General features: G+C 71.0%; 16 protein-coding genes. 2 read left to right on the forward strand and 14 right to left on the reverse strand.

What is annotated here, in order from left to right; translation table 11 throughout:
• Positions 1-91: 91 nt before the first annotated feature.
• The 4 genes from ACFWWR_RS19885 to ACFWWR_RS19900 all read right to left on the reverse strand — a co-directional run bounded on the left by ACFWWR_RS19885 (position 92) and on the right by ACFWWR_RS19900 (position 3,489).
• Positions 92-349 (reverse strand): hypothetical protein, encoded by a 258-nt coding sequence (locus tag ACFWWR_RS19885; protein ID WP_383877251.1) that lies wholly within the window; start codon positions 347-349, stop codon positions 92-94.
• On the reverse strand, positions 336-650 hold the full coding sequence (locus ACFWWR_RS19890) for a DUF6400 family protein (protein WP_383877250.1): 315 nt from the start codon (positions 648-650) through the stop codon (positions 336-338). Before ACFWWR_RS19890 ends, ACFWWR_RS19885 begins: the two co-directional genes overlap by 14 nt.
• 616 nt (positions 651-1,266) lie before the next feature.
• Entirely contained in the window at positions 1,267-2,283 is a 1,017-nt protein-coding gene (gene denD, locus ACFWWR_RS19895) for a D-erythronate dehydrogenase (protein WP_384304467.1), read from the reverse strand.
• A 507-nt stretch (positions 2,284-2,790) separates the two neighbouring features.
• Positions 2,791-3,489, reverse strand: a complete 699-nt coding sequence (locus ACFWWR_RS19900) for a TetR/AcrR family transcriptional regulator (RefSeq protein WP_383877245.1) — start codon at positions 3,487-3,489, stop codon at positions 2,791-2,793.
• Positions 3,490-3,681: 192 nt separating this feature from the next.
• Between ACFWWR_RS19900 and ACFWWR_RS19905 the strand changes: the two genes are divergently transcribed.
• Positions 3,682-4,059, forward strand: a complete 378-nt coding sequence (locus ACFWWR_RS19905) for a DUF805 domain-containing protein (RefSeq protein ID WP_383877244.1) — start codon at positions 3,682-3,684, stop codon at positions 4,057-4,059.
• A 397-nt stretch (positions 4,060-4,456) separates the two neighbouring features.
• Positions 4,457-4,915 (forward strand): pyridoxamine 5'-phosphate oxidase family protein, encoded by a 459-nt coding sequence (locus tag ACFWWR_RS19910; RefSeq protein ID WP_383877242.1) that lies wholly within the window; start codon positions 4,457-4,459, stop codon positions 4,913-4,915.
• 548 nt (positions 4,916-5,463) lie between these two features.
• Here the strand turns inward: ACFWWR_RS19910 and ACFWWR_RS19915 are convergent.
• From ACFWWR_RS19915 to ACFWWR_RS19960, 10 genes are all read right to left on the reverse strand, one after another.
• Positions 5,464-5,628, reverse strand: a complete 165-nt coding sequence (locus tag ACFWWR_RS19915) for a hypothetical protein (protein WP_384304469.1) — start codon at positions 5,626-5,628, stop codon at positions 5,464-5,466.
• Entirely contained in the window at positions 5,619-5,981 is a 363-nt protein-coding gene (locus ACFWWR_RS19920; RefSeq protein WP_383877238.1) for an SAM-dependent methyltransferase, read from the reverse strand. The genes ACFWWR_RS19915 and ACFWWR_RS19920 overlap by 10 nt, the downstream gene beginning before the upstream one ends.
• Positions 5,982-6,228: 247 nt before the next feature.
• Positions 6,229-7,851: a class I adenylate-forming enzyme family protein gene (locus tag ACFWWR_RS19925; protein WP_384304473.1), complete on the reverse strand. Its 1,623-nt coding sequence runs from the start codon at positions 7,849-7,851 to the stop codon at positions 6,229-6,231.
• Positions 7,848-9,608, reverse strand: a complete 1,761-nt coding sequence (locus ACFWWR_RS19930) for a CoA transferase (protein ID WP_384304475.1) — start codon at positions 9,606-9,608, stop codon at positions 7,848-7,850. The genes ACFWWR_RS19925 and ACFWWR_RS19930 overlap by 4 nt, the downstream gene beginning before the upstream one ends.
• Positions 9,605-10,432 (reverse strand): methyltransferase domain-containing protein, encoded by an 828-nt coding sequence (locus ACFWWR_RS19935; protein ID WP_384304478.1) that lies wholly within the window; start codon positions 10,430-10,432, stop codon positions 9,605-9,607. Before ACFWWR_RS19935 ends, ACFWWR_RS19930 begins: the two co-directional genes overlap by 4 nt.
• Positions 10,433-10,454: 22 nt before the next feature.
• Positions 10,455-12,032: an AMP-binding protein gene (locus ACFWWR_RS19940; protein ID WP_383877253.1), complete on the reverse strand. Its 1,578-nt coding sequence runs from the start codon at positions 12,030-12,032 to the stop codon at positions 10,455-10,457.
• An 11-nt stretch (positions 12,033-12,043) separates the two neighbouring features.
• Positions 12,044-13,423 carry a protoporphyrinogen/coproporphyrinogen oxidase gene (locus ACFWWR_RS19945; protein ID WP_383877230.1) on the reverse strand — a complete coding sequence of 460 codons (1,380 nt, stop codon included), beginning with the start codon at positions 13,421-13,423 and terminating at the stop codon, positions 12,044-12,046.
• Positions 13,420-14,397 (reverse strand): UbiA family prenyltransferase, encoded by a 978-nt coding sequence (locus ACFWWR_RS19950; protein WP_383877229.1) that lies wholly within the window; start codon positions 14,395-14,397, stop codon positions 13,420-13,422. Before ACFWWR_RS19950 ends, ACFWWR_RS19945 begins: the two co-directional genes overlap by 4 nt.
• 27 nt (positions 14,398-14,424) lie before the next feature.
• The gene (locus ACFWWR_RS19955) at positions 14,425-15,549 is read right to left on the reverse strand and encodes a DegT/DnrJ/EryC1/StrS family aminotransferase (protein ID WP_383877227.1); all 1,125 of its coding nucleotides are present in this window, start codon (positions 15,547-15,549) and stop codon (positions 14,425-14,427) included.
• Positions 15,546-16,724 (reverse strand): DegT/DnrJ/EryC1/StrS family aminotransferase, encoded by a 1,179-nt coding sequence (locus ACFWWR_RS19960; protein ID WP_384304481.1) that lies wholly within the window; start codon positions 16,722-16,724, stop codon positions 15,546-15,548. Before ACFWWR_RS19960 ends, ACFWWR_RS19955 begins: the two co-directional genes overlap by 4 nt.
• Positions 16,725-16,863 lie beyond the last annotated feature (139 nt).

Below are 16,863 nucleotides of genomic sequence, written 5' to 3' on the forward strand. Positions count from 1 at the left end.
CCCGCCCACCCCGGCAACAGACGGTGGGGTCATCCGAAAGCAGGTGTCGATCCGCCGTCCGGCCTCATCACGGACAACGGCTCCTAAGTCATCACCGGGACCACGGGCCGCCGGCAATGCGTGCCCATGAGGAGCGGGTGACGCCGAAATGCGTCTCGTGAGTCCAGATGTGGGTGCACGAGGGGCACTGCAGGTGGAGCAGGCTGCCGGTGTTGGAGAGCAGATAGCGCCAGTGCTCGGAGCAGGTACGCCGCTGCTCGCAGGTGGCGCAGCCGCGGTGGTCGGCACAGCTCGGGCAGGCCACCCAGGCGCGGCGCCCGACGTCGGCCTGCGGGTCAAGCGGCAGCATGGCCACCCCCTCTGCGCGGGAGCACACCGGCCGAGACGAGTTCGTCGTACAGGCGCTGCTGCTCCGCGCTGAGGCCGGAGTACAGCAGCTCATACGCCTCTTCCTCGCCCCGCAGCGCCGCGACGGGGTCCCAGTCGGGGCCGAGAGCGGCCAGGACATGGGCCCGCCGGAGCATTTCGTGGGCGCTCAGGTCGACGGCAAGGTCGAACGGTGCGGAGGCGCTCGGGCGGTCCGCTGCGGGCCTGCTCGCTGCGGCGGGTTCGTCCGGTTCGCCGGAAAAGGCGGGGCCAGGGGAGGACATGCGACCGAACGTAGGTAAGCCGTCCTCACTCCGGCAAGAGCAGGTGGGAGAAGTCACAACGGGCCCGCGACCGCTCCGACACCCCGCTGCCTGCCGATCAACGGCTTCCGCGTCACCAGGGCGCCCGCATCGCGCCGGTCCGGGCACGGGCGGCTCGACGGCATCTGCGGTTCCCGACACGTGACGATCACGCCGGTCGGAACACAGCCGCCGGCCGCTGCGGCCGAGGCGCGGCCGGCGCCCGCAGACGGATGCGGTACCGACCCGACCGGCACGACCAGACCGGCACGAGCCTGGCGCCTACGCGCCGTCGGCCAGGGCTCCGACCACGGCCTCGACGCCCTCGCACGCGGATACGGGGTTGCCGTCGCCGACTGGACGACTGGACGACAGCCCGGAGTACGGGAAGCCTGCCCGTGGCACAGAGGGCATGCGTGGCGAGCAGAACGGGGACGCTGATACCGGCCCACGCGGCGACCTGGACCGGCCCGGCACCGTTGTTCAGCCAGTGGTCGTGCGAGTGTGGCGCAGGTCGGACCCGCACGTGCCGGCGGGCGAGGCGAACGCGCACTCCTGCAGGGTGGCCTTACAGCCCCGAGACGCACTCCGCCGGCCATCAATGCGCCGCGCCGGTGACCGCGTCGGGGTGATCGGTGAGGTAGTTCCGCATCACGGACACGAAACTGGCGTCTGGCTGCAGACCGAGCCCGGCGGCGCGCCGGTTGTCGAAGACGGCCGGCCACGAGCCGACGACGGCTTGCACTGCCGGGTCGGGGACGATGGTCACCAGGTCGGCGGCCATGTCGCCGGCCACCTGCCGCAGTGTGGCGAGCATCTCGGCGACCGAAACGGTCAGGGCGGGCAGGTTGACCGGCATCGTGCTGTCCAGGCACCCGGGCCCGGTGCCGCGTTCGGCCTCGGCGATGCGCAGGATGGCCTGGATGGTGCGTCGCGGCGAGGACAGGGCCACCCGCAGGCCGGGGTCGACGGGGCAGACGGCCGGCAGTCCCGCGAGCGGCTCGCGGATGATGGCGGAGACAAAGCCGGAGGCGGCCGCGTTCGGTCTGCCCGGCCGTACCGCGACGGTCATCAGCCGGGCGACCCGCCCGTCGATGAAGCCGCGGCGCGTGAGGTCCGCGATCAGGTACTCGCACATCAGCTTCTGCGTTCCGTAGCTCGATCGCGGCATCGGCAGCGTCGACTCGCTCACCACGGGCGCCGACCCGCCTGTGGGCTGAGAGCCGTAGACGGCGAGACTGCTGGCAAACACCACCCGCACCACCGGGCCGCCGGCCGCCGACTGCGCCCGCGCCGCCTGCAGCACCGCCCGGGTGGCATCCACATTGGCACGCATGCCGAGGTCGAAGTCGGCCTCGCACTCGGCCGACACCGCCGCCGCAAGGTGAAACACCACATCCAGCGGCGCCGCGAACACCTCGGCCAGGCGGTCGACCACGTCACCGTGCACCACCTCCACGAGCGGATCAGCCGCCCACCATGTGTCGGGCCACACGACACGGTCGACCAGCACGAGCCGGGTGATCGGCACGCCGGCGAACACCCGCCTTTTCAGCAGCGCTTCGGCCAACAGACGCCCCAGGAACCCGGACGCCCCTGTAACAGCGATCCTCACCCCGCACCCCTCACTCAGCGACCGACGCCACCACGATCCCGCACCCAGCCAGACCACCGAAAGCCCACCCAGAGGCTCGGCCCCCGACGAGGCCTTTTGTGATGCCGTGTCAGATCACCGCCTGTAGCCGACGGCGAGGCAGTCGACGTTCTGCCCGCTTCGGGCGTGTGCAAGGCCCCACCAGCCTCCGTGTACAGTCATGACTTACCGCGACAAGCTCGACGAACTTCCGTCCGGTGGCCTGCGGGAGCTCCCGCAGGCCGCTCGGCCTTGCCCGGGGGACGCGGCACGTCGCCACTCGGCGTCGACCGCATCCTCGCCGCACAGCAGCCGCGCCCGCCGGGCGGGTTCTGCATTCCGGGACGGGCACGCAAGCGGCCTGACGGACGAATCCCCCAAGATGATCCCCGATCCGGGAAGCATTGCCCGGGCCGCCCACCCCCGACTTGGTGCCGACGTGCCACGGCGGGAGGTGTGGGGTGAGGTGGTGTGGCTTCGATCCTGAGGTCAGTCGCTCGCGTCCGGCTCCGCTCCGGTGGGGCCCGCCGGACTGGCGCGGCGCATGGCCTTGTAGAGAGCGTCGTGCGCGGGCGAGTCAGGCAGAGGGCCGCGGGCGGGGGCCTCCAAGGACTGGATCGTCAGGGCGACGACGCGTCGCCAGGCGTCGGGGGCGGCATCGCCGCAGGCGTTGACGACACCGGCATTGGCCATGTGGATCAGCACCAGATCCGAGGGGTCGAAGTCCTCCCGCAGCCGCCCCGCCGCCTTCGCGCGGCCGATGAGCTCCACCATGCCCCGGTATGCCTCGTCGCGGCGTTCTTCCATGGACCTGGCGGTGGGGAAGGTCATGGTCAGCACATCGGCGAAGCCGTAGTCGGCGGCCTGCATCGCGCAGGCAGCCTCGATGTAGCCGACGAAACCGTGCCAGGGGTCGGGGTCGTCGAGCGCGACGGCGACCGCGTCGGCGTAGGCGTCCATGCGGTCGGCGAAGACGGCGGCGACCAGTTCCTCCTTGGTGGGAAAGCGGCGGAAGATCGTGGCGATCCCGACGCCTGCCTCACGGGCCACGGAAGCCATGGAGGCGTTCAGACCGTCACGCGCGAACACCCGGCGCGCGGCAGCGATGATCCGCCCCCGGTTGCGCTCGGCGTCGCTGCGCAGCGGCTGGGCGGCGATGTCGTCGGGGTCCTGGGCACCAAGGGTCATACCGGCCAGTATAGCAATCGGATAGACCTATCCAATTTTGGTGGTACGGTGGCCCACCTGGAACCGGAAGGCGCTATCCGGATCGGCCAAATAGATAGACCTATCCCAATGGGTTTCGGTGGTCCACACGGCCGCGCCCCGTCGCCGCCCGATCCCCCGTGTGCCCCATGACGTTTCTACGAAGGGATCGCCATGACCAACCTGTCCTTCGCCGACGCGGCACGCACGTGCCTCACCACCAAGTACGCCACGTTCTCCGGTCGCGCCCGGCGCGCGGAGTACTGGTGGTTCTCGGCGGTGTACATGAGCGCCACCGTCGCGCTCGTCGGGATCAGCTTCGCGTTCAGTGCCCCGCTGCTGAGCGTCCTCCTGCTGCCGTTCGTCGTGCCGATGCTGAGCGTCTCCGTCCGCCGGTTGCACGACACCGGCAAATCAGGCTGGAGGATGCTCATCGCCCTGATCCCTGTCGTCGGGCCGATCGCCTACCTCGTGGGCATGACAGTGGACGGTACCCCGGACGCCAACCGGTACGGCCCCTCCCCCAAGGCCGTCGCCCACCCCGTCGGCTGAGCCGGTGATCCGCCGGACGAACCCGAGGAATCTCCTCAGCTGCGAGGACACCCGGTTGCAGGTCGACGCCTTCAAGCATGCCGAGTCACCGTCCTCGCCGCGCGTTTCCGCAGCATGACCGGGCCCTTTCCGGTCGAGCTGGGCATGGGACAGCGGCCAGGACCGCTGCACCCCTTCGCCGGATTCTTCAGCTCCGGTCCAGCACCGCGCCCGGAGCACCGGCAACCAGCGACCCCGGCACCATGCCGATACCGGCGCAGTGGTGCTCCAGCCACGGTGATCGACGTCGAGGCCGGAAGGAAAGCCCTCAGCCATTGCAGACTCATGGAAAACGGCCCATGCTTCTGCCGCTACGGCAGAAACCACCCTTCCCCTGACGCAAGAGAAGAGGGCCCGCATGGCTGCAACTCAGCGCAGGAGCCGGAAGATCATGATGACTCCGGACGAACTGGACGAGTTCCTCGCCACCCAGCGCACGTGCCGGATCGCCACCGTCTCGAGCGACGGCGCCCCGCATGTCAGTGCCCTCTGGTTCGCATGGGATGGGACCTCGTTGTGGCTGTACTCCCTCGTGCGCAGCAAGCGATGGGCCGACCTTCGTCACGACCCACGCGTCGCGATCGTCGTCGACTCCGGCGAGGGGTACGGGGAACTGCGCGGGGTCGAACTGTCGGGCACTGCGGAGTTCGTGGGCGAGGCCCCCCGAATCGGAGAACCATGCAGCGAACTCGACGCGCTGGAACCATTGTTCGCCCTCAAGAACTTCGGTCTGGAGGCAATGCCGCACGATGGCCGGCATGCGTGGATCCGCCTGACACCGTCCAAGACAGCCTCCTGGGACTTCCGCAAGCTGTAACGACTACGGGCCACCTCATCCGTCCTCGCGACACGAGCGTGTTCGCGGCGGAGACCGCACTTGGCGGTGCCAGTAGAGGTCCCGACGGCGCCATCAGGGTGCCCGCACGCACGCAGAACTATGGTGTCCCACCACATGTGCCACTGACCTGCGGATTCCTACGGTATGGCGACACGAACGTCCCCGCCAACCGCTTGGAATGGGAAGTGGTGCCGATGTCCTCCCCCGCGACCGCTACCCCATCCCCCCGCCAGCCTCAAGCGCCTCGCCGCCAGCCTCGTCGGCACCACCATCGACTGGTATACGACCACCCACTCGAACAGAGCTAGGACCTGCGGTTTTCCATGATTCCAGCCGCCGAAGTCAGCACGGAACCAGCACCGGGGTCGGTGGCATGCCGACTCGGTGCTGACTCACCTGCTTCGCGCGTGGTCACAGGTTGCGTCCACGGAGATGGTGTACGGGTTCGACCTGATCCGGGGGTCTGCTCCGGGCATCGGGATGGTGCCCGCATAGATGAACGGCCACCGGCTAATCTGGGGATGGCCTCATCGGTGTGACGCGTTCACCCGGTAGGGGGCGAGTCCGTTGGCGGCGAGCGCCTCGACGTAGGTGCTGGGCTTGTGCATCCTGCACACGTAGTGGTCGTCGATGCCGTGCGAGGCGGACGAGCGGGCATCGACGGAGTCGTTGCGGCACCACGTCACCACCACCCATAGCGTCCTCCCGGCCGCAGCAGCCGGGCGAACCGGCGGAACAGGTCGCGGAGGTCCGCGTACATCGTCGTCTCGTTGCTGACGATGAAGTCGAAGGTCTCGTCCTCGAAGGGCGGTTCCAGCATGTTGCCGAAGTGGAAGCGCACACTGCCGTCCCAGCCGCGCCCCTTGGCCACCCGCTCCGCGAACTCGATGTGATGCTCACAGAAGTTCATGCCGTCGATACGGCAGCCGAACCGCTGGGCGATCACGAAGGGGGTGCTCCCGCGCCCCGACCCGGCGTCCATGCCGCGCGCGTCGGGAACGGTACCGAGTGCGTCGAGGACGAGTTCGGTCTCCGCGTTCTCCATGCGGTGCAGTTCGCGGAGGATGAGCGCGTCCCGGTGCTCGGGGCTGCTGTGAGGACCCGGGGATCGTAGTCGCCCACGCCGTAGTGATGGTGGTAGAGACCGTCCTCCGCCCCCGGGAGCAGTTGATGTCGTCCGTGGTCTTGGTGCCCCGGTAGCTCTTCAGCAGGCGCTCGTAGTCACTGCGGACCACCGCGTTCTGTTCTCCGGTCGTAGTCGTCATGCGGGCAGAACCTTCGGTCGTGGACGGTCAGCGGATGTCGGAGGTCTCACGGGCAGCCAGCAGGGCAAGGGTCCTGCGGCAGATTTTCCCGGTGGGGCCGAGGGGCATTTCCCTGACGCGCAACAGGAGTTCGGGGAGCTTTCGGCGTTCGAGGCCGCGCTGGGACTCCAGGAACACAGTGAGTTCCTGCAGGTCCGGTGCGGGCGCGCCCGGCATCTCTCGGACGCATGCGCACAGGCGCTCCCCCAGTTCCGGGTCGGGCACACCGACGCAGGCCACCTCGGCCACGGCGGTATGCGCAGCGAGTTCGCGTTCCACCTCCGCCGGGCTGATGTTGTAGCCGCCTCGCACGACGATCTGCTTGATGCGGCCCAGTACGTGGAGCCTGCCGTGTTCGTCCAGGAGCCCGCGGTCGCCCGTGCGGACCCAGCCGGTCGGAGTCCGGTACCGGGCGTCAAGACCGGGGTCGGCCACGTAGCACAGCGGTGTCATCGGACCTCTGGCACAGATCTCGCCGGACTGTCCGGTCGGAACGGCGGCACCGGTGTCGTCGATGATGCGGATCCGCGCCACGGCCGGGTCGGGACGTCCGTTGCCCGCCTCGGGGCTGAGCCCGGTGGTGGCTGTGTGGCAGTTCACGCCGTCGGATGATCCGTAGACGGTGATGACACGGCAGCCGAACCGGTCGCGGCACGCCTCGGCGGTGGCGTCCGGGAGGGCCGCGCCGCTGGAGACGACGGCCTGGAGACCGGTGAAGTCCTCCCCGGGTGTGGGTGGTTGTTCGGCGATGCGGTGCAGCATCGTGGGCACGCCGAAGACGTGCGTGGGACGGTGCTCGACGATGACGCGGAGCGCCGCGGCCGGGTCGAAGCACTCCTGCAGCAGCAGCGTGCCGCCGAGGGCGGCTAGCGTGACCGACGTGCCGCAGGAGCCGAAGGAGGAAGCCAGCGGGACCAGCACGAGGTTGCGCATCGGGCCGTCCCCGGCATGCAGGGCGCGTACGTAGGTGGCGCGGCCGCCGGCCATCGCATTGTGGGAGTAGGCGACCATCTTGGGTTCGGCCTCGGAGCCGGAGGAGACCAGAATCCGGGCGGGCGCCTCGGGTGCGACGGGACGGGGAACGAAGGGCTGCCGCGCGGGCGCCGCGAGTGACTGCGCGGTCCGGTGGCCCTCCCCGAAGGTGAACACCGTTTCGAGGTAGGGGAGGTGAGCGTGTGACACCGCGTCGGAGGGATTGGTGACGATGACCGCGCGGGCGCGGGCGCGGGCGAGCAGGCTCGCCGGGCCCCGGCTGCCGTGCCCCGGCGGATAGGGCAGTGCCACCGCGCCGATTGCGGCGACCGCGAGTTCCGCGGCCACCGCGTCGCGCCCGTTCGGCATCCGTACGGCGATGATGTCCCGTTCGCCCAGGCCGCGTTCGGCGAGCCGGGCGGCGATGTGCCGTACCCGGACGTCGAGCCCGGCGTAGTCCACCGTGCCCGCCGAGTCGATGACGGCCGTCCGGCCGGGGTGACTCTGTACGTGTCCGGAGAAGAGCGTGTACAGGTCGCGGTCGGGGCAGTGGCCCTGTTCGGCCCAGGCGCGCCGCACCGGGGTGGGCACCGGGTCACGGATCTCGACGCCGGCGTTCGATGTCCATCCGGCCCTCATGAGAACTCCCAGGGTGCGAGGGGGGCGGCGTACTGCCCGATGGACAGCGCCGGAGCGAACCGTGGGTCGCGGGCCAGGTCCGCGAGGCTGGTGCACACCGGCGTGCCGGCCACGCCCGCTGCCGCCAGCCTGGGCAGCCAGGCCGCGGTGCGCCGCGTCTTGGCCCGGGAGGCGATCGCGTCCTCGCCCGCCGAGACGCCGAGGCCGAGCGCCCGCGCGAGGCGGTCCGGCCGCTCGCGGGCCTGCGGTTCGAGCGAGAGGTATCCGTCCCGCGTACGCAGCGGACGGTCCGTCGCTTCGTGCCGTCGCCGCCCGCGGGGAACGAGCCCGGCGGCGGAGTACAGGGACGAGTCCACGCGGCTCCCTCTTCCGGTGCGAAGCCGAGTCAGCAGTGCCGCCAGTACGCCTTGCGCGCAGACCAGCCCGCCGAGGACGTCGGTGAGCGTCATCAGCGAGGGCGCGGGTGGCTCGTTCGCGGTGCGCAGGGCTGCGGCCAAACCGCCGTGCGCCTGGACCAGGTAGTCGGTCCCCACCGGCGGTGCCGGCCCCAGGGCGTCGCCCCAGCCGGACGCCCACGCGTACACCAGCCCGGGGCGTGCCGGCCGCAGGTCCTCGGCGTCCAGCCCGAGCCTGGCCGCCTTGCCCGGCGCCCAGTTGTGCAGGAAAACATCGGCCTCGGACACGAGCTCACGGACCGCCCGCCGTCCCGCGGACGAGGTGAAGTCGATCTCCGTGACGGATTTCCCGGCGTTGAGGGCGCTGAAGCGGGCCGAACAGGCGCCCGCGAGCGGGGGGATGCCGCGCATCGGGTCGCCGCCCGGCGGTTCGACCCGTACGACGTCGGCGCCCAGGAGTCGCAGGACATGTCCGGCCATGGGCCCCTGGACGCGTCGTGCCGACTCGACGACCCGCAGGCCTTCCAGGGGTGCCCCGGCCGTGCGGTGGGCGTCGCTCGTCCGGGCCGTCCTGCCGATCCTGATGCCGCCCGGCTCGGGAAACGGCGTGAGCGTCCACAGCGGTGTCACCGTTGGCGGGAAGGGGTCTTCCCGTACGGGCAGCACGGCGGCTCCCGACCGGTCCGCCGCCGACCGGATGGCCGTGAACGGGGTGCGCCGCGCGGTCGCGGACAGCGCCGGAGGCAGGGCGCAGACGGCCGTGGCGAACCTCCGCTGGAACGACCGCCATCCGCGACCGGTGTCGGCACGGTCCGCGCCGAGCAGTTGCCAGAAGTCCAGCCATCGCTCGGCGTCGAGGGCTTCGAGTTCAAAGCGCACGCCGTCGGCGGAGACGAACGCGCAGCCGACGGGCACGGGCTCTCCCTCCGTGCCGGGACGTGATAGCAGGCCGTCCTCCGGGTCGTCGCCGTCGGCGGTCGCTGCCGCGAGGTACTGGGCGAGGGCCAGCAGGGCGGCCTGGCTCACCGACGTCCGCACCTGCGTCACGTCGGCGCCGGCGGCCCGCGCGAGGAGTGCCGCACAGACTCCCTGGGCCGCGAGGACGCCCGCCACCGTGGAGGCGTAGTCGACGGCGAGCGGGACCGGGTGTCCGGCCGCCCGGCCGTGGACGTGCATGATCCCGCAGGCTGCCTGGACGCCACGCTCGTCGGCCAGGGGGACGGAGAGCGGGCCCTGCCAGTCGATGTCCCAGCCGACGGTGGCGGTGGCGGGGTCGCCCACCAGGTCGAGGAGGTGTGCCGCGACCCCGGCGGCCACCGGCGCCGTGGCCGGGACCCCGGCGCGCGGCACGCAGACCGTCATCGGGCGCCTTCCTGCTCGCCGGTCAACGGGCGCCGGCCGTGTACCGAGTAGACGACGCTGGACGCGGCGCAGAACGACGGATCCCGCATCAGCGCCCGGACGTCCGCGAGCTGCGCCTCGGTCATGCCCGCGGCCAGGAGCCCGTCCCGCAGGTGGTACGTGTGGTTGAGCTGCATCCGCAGGCCCGGCGACCCCGTGGTGCGCAGTTCGATGCGGGGTCGCGGGTCGATGTCGACGAGCCCCGCGGCACGCATGGCGGCCGGCGCGTTCCGGGCCCAGTGGGGATCTCCCCCACCGGCCCGCATGACGGCGCACTTGGCGTCGAGGAAGGCCGTGTAGAGCCGCGCGGATTCCTCGTCCGGGGTGAGCAGGGGCGGTTCGTAGGAGGCGTCGAACTCCTCGATGTGCAGCCACCCTCCGGGCTTGAGGGCGCGCACCAGTTTGTCGAGGACGGCGAGCCGCTCGGGCAGGTGCTGGAGGACAAGACGGGCGACGACGAGGTCGAAGGCGGCCTCGGGGAGCGGATCGGTCACCGCGTCGTGCTCGACCGCGGTCAGGCACGGCCCTTCCTGGATGTGGTGCGGTTTGATGTCGGTGGCTACGACCTCGCCGGTGGGAGCGACGCGTTCGGCGAGCCACCGGGCCACGCTTCCGCTCCCGGAGCCGATGTCCAGGCACCGCCACCCGGTCGTGACGCCGGTCTCGGCGAGTCTGTCGAAGGTCATGGTGTCGTAGGCGTCGGTGAGGCAGCGGTGCAGCTCGTCGCTGTGCTCGCTGTCGTTGTCGAAGGCGCACCCCGGGGCGCGGCCCTGGCTCTCGCGCATGTCGTCTCCCCCTTGTCCGGTCTCAGGTCCACCGGCCGGAGCCGTAGGTGTCGGTTCGTCCGGTGAGACGGTGCAGCAGCTCCCTGCGCCGCACCTTGCCGGTGCCGGTACGCGGCACCTCGTCCCAGGTGAGTGCGACCGGCTCGCGCAGGGGTGGCAGGTCGCGCACCGCTTCCTTCCAGTGGGCCTGGTCCAGCACGCCGTCGTCGGTGACCACGACAGGCAGCGGGGCCCGGCCCGGCTCGGCGAGGACCACGCACTCCAGGGCCTGCGGCAGCCGGCCCTCGAGGAGGTCCTCGGTCCGCAGACAGCTGAGTTGCGGGGCGCGGTCCACCTCGCGGTCGAGCAGCTCGATGCTTCCGTCGCGGTTGCGGGCGCCGATGTCGCCGGTGTTCCACCAGGTGCCGTGGCGCTTGGCCGACCAGCGGTCCTCCTCGCCGACGTAGCCCAGGGCACAGGCGGCGGTCCTGGCCAGTACCAGGCCGGCCTGCCCCCGTGGCAGAGGCCGGTAGGTGTGGGGATCGACCACCCGCAGCCGCGTCTTCACGGGCACCGGACGTCCGAGGTTCCGGGTGCCGGTCCCATCCGACGCCTTGTGGACGGACTGCCGGGTGTGGAAGCGGAAGGTCAGCGGTCCCGTCTCGGTCTGCCCCCACCCCTCCACCCACACGGGACTGCGGTGCCGGCTCGCCCTGAGGTAGGCACGAACGGTGGGGGGATGCACCGCGTCGTACGTACTGATGACCATGCGGACGCGCCGGAACGGGTTGTCCAGCCCTTCGGTCAGCGGCTGAAGGCGCACGAACGAGGCGGGCAGCGCCTCCAGGACGGTCGGTGGATGGGCACGCAGCACGGGGTCGGCGAGGTTCGGATCCTGCGTGGTGATGATCGAGATCACGGCGGGGCCCATGCACAGGGCGCTCGCGGTCCAGCAGAACGTCCTGCCATGGGCGAACGCGCTCGCGTTGGCCAGGACATCGCCGCGGCGCAGGCCGATCCGCGGCAACCGCACGCTCTCGAACCGCGCCAGCTTCCCGATGATCGTGCGGGTCGAGTGCACCACCAGCTTGGGCACACCGGTGGTACCCGACGTGTGGTTGATCACCAAGGGCTCGTCGTCGTGTCTGCGGTGGGGCCCGGGGGCGGTGTGTCCGCGTACGTCGTCCATGCCCAGCGTGCCCGGCACGGCGCCGTCCAGCACCAGGGTGACCTGTGCGGTCGAGGCCAGGTCGGCGCCTTCCTTACAGCCGCGTTCCAGCACCTGTGCCGTCGTGACGAGCAGAGCGGGGCCGAGCCGGGCCAGCAGCGTCCCCAGCACTTCACCGGACAGGTGCGCGGACAACTGCGCGGGCACGGCGCCGACGCGCACGGCGGCGCAGGCCAGCAGGTCGTAGTCCCAGTGGTTGTCCTTGACGATCGCCACCCGGTCGCCGGGGCCCGCACCGGCGGCGGCCAGCCAGCCGGCCGCCTCCCGTACGAGCGCGGCGAGTCGAGGGAGCGTGTGGTGGGTCCGGGCTCCCGCGTCGATGCCGAACGGCCGGTCCAGGTGGACCTGCGTGCCGACCCCGTGTTCGGCGCACTCGTCGAACAGGACGCCCATGTCGTGCGGTTTCACGAGACGTTCTCCTCGGTGGGGCGGGAGGTAGGGCGCGTCCGTCCGACCGGCCGCGGTGGCCGCAGCCGGCTGAGGACGCGAGAGGCCGCGAGCGCGCCCGCGCGCACGGCGCCTTCGCTGGCCGGCCGCAGCATCACCCAGTCCCCGGCGTACTCCACCGGCCGTGCGGCACGCGCCATGAACCGCCCGCGTCTGCGCAGGGCTTCGGGAGTCGCCTCGGGCAGGCCGTGGGTGAAGGCGTGGACGAAGTGGCGGCCGGCGGTCGTCTCCAGACCGGGGACGTACCGGGTGGCTGCCCGCACGAGCCGGTCGGCCGTCTGCCGCTCCGGCGCGGTCAGCAGTTCGGGGATCCTGCGGGCGTCGGCCATCAGAGTCAGCAGTCCCTTGCCCGCGGGCGCCCGGTCCGGATACTTGGCGTGGTCCACGATGATCGCGGAGAGCACGTCGTCCTCCGCGTCCGGCGTCAGCAGGACGTACAGCGGCTTGCGGGTCGGGGGCGCGAGCGGCCGGTCCAGCAGGCAGCTGACCTTGAGCGTGGGGGTGAAGGTGCAGGCCGACAGGAACGGCAGCTCGTCGGCGGGGGCGTTGACGTGCAGGCGCGCCGCGACCGGGGCGGGCACGCAGAGGACCACCGAGCGCGCCGTGAAGCTGTCACTCCCGACGCGCAGCCGCACGAGGCCTTCCTCGGTGACGACCTCGTGCACTTGCCTGCCGGTGACCACGTCGAGTCCCTCGGCCAGCCGTCTGGCCAGCAGGTCCATGCCGCCGCGGTACGTCCGCCAGCCGGCAGCCGGACCCACCGCCAGCAGCAGACTGAGCATCGGCGCCGCCGCGGAGCGCGCGGTGTCCCAGCCGAAGAAGCTGCCGGCGACCGGCTGGAGCAGGTAGTCGTGCACGTCCCGGTGGTACCGACGCGCGAACTCCCTGACCGTCAGGGTCCCTGCAGGGGTCCGCTCGGGGTGGTCCGCGTCGAACTGCCGGCGGTGCGACCCCGTCCAGGCCAGGATCCGGGCGAGATCGAACCGGGCACGGGGCGACAGCCCGGCACCGGTGAGCACCGCGGAGGGGTCCGCCACGCCGGGGTGGGCCCGTCCGCCGCGCCACACCCCGACCGACTTGCCGATGCGCGGCACGTCGTGTTCCGGCACGCCCAGCCGCGAGAGCAGTTCCCACGTCGCCCGGTAGCCCTGCTCCGAGATCTGTTCGGCACCCTCGTCGATGGTGTAGCCGTCATGCCTGAAGCTGCGCATCCGGCCACCGACGTGCTCCTGCTGCTCGAAGACCCGCACTTCGAGGCCCGCGCGCCGCAGTTCGTGTGCGGCGGTCAGCCCGGCCATGCCCGCGCCGACCACGGCCACGTCGAGATCAGGGCTCATCCGGCGGCCCCCGCGCCGACGATCAGGTTCGCGGTGATCAACAGCACGGTGCTGACCCGGTGCGCGGGGAACCCGAGCTTGCGGGCGCGCATGATGTCCCCCTCGCGGAAGCCGGTGCGGTACTGCCGTACGCGCAGGACGGTGACCGGCAGCATCAGGAACACGAACCACCACGGGGCGATGCCGACGGCGGAGGCGACCGCGCCGGTCAGGAACTCCGCCACGGAGAGCGAACCGATGAAGATGGCATTGCCCTTCGGCGAGACCAGGCACGCCACGGTCCGACGCCCGACGGCCCGGTCGCCGGGGATGTCGTTGGTGTTGGAGTACACGCCGAACAACAGCGGTCCAAAACCGAACAGCACGCCCTGCACCAACACGAATCCGGAGAACTGCCCGGCCGCCAGCCCGTACGCCCCCACCACCAACGCCGCGCCCAGCCCGGCGATGAAGATCTCCTGGAAACCGTGATAGCTGATCTTCAGACCGTAGGAGTACTGGACGGAGACCACGAACAGCACCACGATCAGCACAACGGTCCAGGTGGGCCGGTGCGGGGCGGTCGACACGGCGGCGGCCCACAGGACGGCGCCTGCCGTGGCAGTGGCCCACCCGAAACCGAGCGCTTCGCGCAGTGTCAGGGTCCCCGCCACGAGAGGCTTGCGCAGCTTGTTGCGCAGCGGGTCGTCCGGGCCGTAGTTCGCGGCGTCGCTGCCGTCGCGATAGCCGGTCACGTCGTCGAGGGCGACCATCGCCACGATGACGCAGACCGCGCCGAAGAGGAACAGGGTGAGGGTCACGATCGTCGCGGGCTGCAGACGGGAGACGGGCAGCAGTACCGCGGACAGTGCCACGGCGACGCTCGGGTAGTAGTCGTAGACGTCGAGTTTGCCCAGCCGGGCGTAGCTGCGCAGCTTGCTCTCGGGACGTGCCGTTCCGGACGTGAACGGTCCGGTTTCAGTGCGGATCGTCATCTGCTCCACTCCTTCGAGTGTGTTCGGTCAGCGGCTGTCGCTCAGCCCTGCGTAGGCGCAGACGGTGTCGGCGATGTGCTCCACCTGGGCGTCGGTGAGGCGCGGGTGGACCGGGATGGCCAGTTGGCGTCGGCTGGCGCTCTCCGCGTGCGGCCAGCTCCGGTCCGCGGGCGCGAACCGGTTGAAGGCGGCCTGGTGCGGCAGCGGGAGGGGGTAGTAGACGTGGCTCTCGACCCCTCGGTCGGCCAGATACCGCTTCAGTTCGTCCCGCTCGTCCACGAGCAGCGAGTACACGTAGAAGCAGCGGCCGTTGCGGCCCGGCGGAGGGGGCAGCACACCACGCTCGCCGAGCGGCGTGAAGCGTTCGGTGTAGTAGTCGGCGATGCCAGCCCGGCGCTCCAGCAGCTCGGGAAAGCCGGGGAGTCGGTGGAGCTGGAAGGCGGCGAGCACTTCGTCGAACCGGCTGTTGTATCCGGTGCGCGGGTAGATGAACCGCTCGCTCTGCCCGTGATTGCGCAACGTTCGCACTACGCCTGCGAGTTCGGGGTCCATGGTGACGACGGCGCCGCCCTCGCCGGCCGTTCCGAAGGTCTTGACCTGGACGAAGGAGAACACGCCGGCCTCGCCCCACGTCCCGGCGGGGCGGCCGTCGAGGACGCCGCCCTGGGCAACTGCCGAGTCCTCGACGAGGCGCACGCGGTGTCGCCGGGCGATCTCACGCATGCGAGGCATGTCGGCCATCACCGAGAACATGTGCGCGGGCATGATGGCCCTGGTCCGATCGGTGATCGCCCGTTCCACCTCGTCCGGGTCGACCACCATCGTCCACGGGTCGACGTCCGCGAACACCGGCGTCGCCCGCAGCCCTGCCACGGTATTGGCCAGCGGAGCACAGCCGTAGGCCGGTACGACCACCTCGTCGCCGGGTCCGACCCCCATGGCGTGCAGGACGAGGGTCAGCGCGGAGGTGCCGCTGGAGCAGGCCACGACGTCGGCGGCGCCGAGCGAGGCGCGCAGGGCCTCCTCGAAGCGGGCGGTGTGCTCGCCGAGCAGGAACCTCTGCTCGGGTGCGGTGCCGATGTCGTGGACAAGGTCCATGAGCACCTGCCGGTCGTCCTCGAAGAGGTCTGGGGGGAAGAAGGGAACCGTCACGCCGGCCCCCTCGTCGTGAAGCGGCGGACGAGGTCGCACACCCTGTCGACGTCGTCGACGCTCATGTCGGGGTACAGCGGGAGGGCGATCGTCCGCTCACAGGCCCTCTCGGCGTGCGGGAAGTCGCCCCGGCGGTATCGCAGATGGGCGAAGCACTCCTGGAGGTGCAGCGGGGCCGGGTAGTACGTCTCGGTGCCCACGCCGTGCTCGGCCAGGAACCCGGCCAGTTCGTCACGCCGCTCGACCTCGACGAGGTAGACGTAGAAGACGGGGTCGGTCTGCGCTGTGCGGGGCACGACGGTGGGCAGCCGGAGTACGCCGGGCATGCCGGCCAGCCGTTCGGTGTAGGCGGCGGCGAGTCGGGACCTGCGGGCTATGTCCTCGTGCAGCCGGGTCAGTTTGGCGAGGAGGACGGCCGCCTGGATGTCGTCCATCTTGCTGTTGACGCCGTTGACGGTGGTCTCGTTGCTGATTCCCGGGAAGTGAGCCAGCGTCCGGCCGTAGCGCCCGTGGTGGCGCAAGGCCGCTGCCGCCTCGGCGAGTTGACGGTCGTCGGTCAGAATCGCGCCGGCATCGCCAATGGCCCCCAGCGTCTTGGTGGGGTAGAACGAGAGCACACCACCGGCTCCGAGCAGCCCGGCGTGCACGCCGCCCCACCGCATCCCGATGGCCTCCGCACTGTCCTCCACCACGGTCAGCCGGTGACGGTGAGCGACTTCGAGCAGCGCGTCCATGTCGGCCATCTGGCAGAACAGGTGGACGGGCATGATCATGCGCGTGCGTGAAGTGACCGAGTCGGCCGCTGATTTGGGGTCGATCGTGTAGGTGACGGGGTCGATGTCGGCGAAGACCGGGCGGCCGCCGGCCAGTACGACGGAGGAAGCCGAGGCCACGAAGGTGAAGGCGGGGACGATGACTTCGTCGCCGGACTGCAGGCCGCAGGCGCGCAGCAACAGCACGAGGGCGTCGGTGCCGCTGTTCACGCCCACCGCATAGCGTGCGCCGGTCCACCGGACCAGTGCCTCTTCGAAGCGGGCGACCTGCCGGCCGTGCGAGAACTTGCCGTTGTCGATGACTTCGGTCAGCCGGGCCCGGATGTCCGGCCAGAGCGCTTCGAAGGTCCGGGCCTGCGTGAAGAAGGGCACCGGGCCCGAGGTGCCGTCCTCGGTCGCCATGCCGTGCCCACCGTTCCCCTGTCCTAAGGATGCGTTGTGCATGTGTCCTCTCGTGGCGGTGGTGGCGAAGGCCATCAGGGCCTCGGCGGGCGGGCTACGACGGCGCTCCCCCCCGTGTGCCGGGGAGCGCCGGACGCAG

The organism is Streptomyces sp. NPDC058678 (assembly GCF_042714835.1).
Taxonomy (GTDB): Bacteria; Actinomycetota; Actinomycetes; order Streptomycetales; family Streptomycetaceae; genus Streptomyces.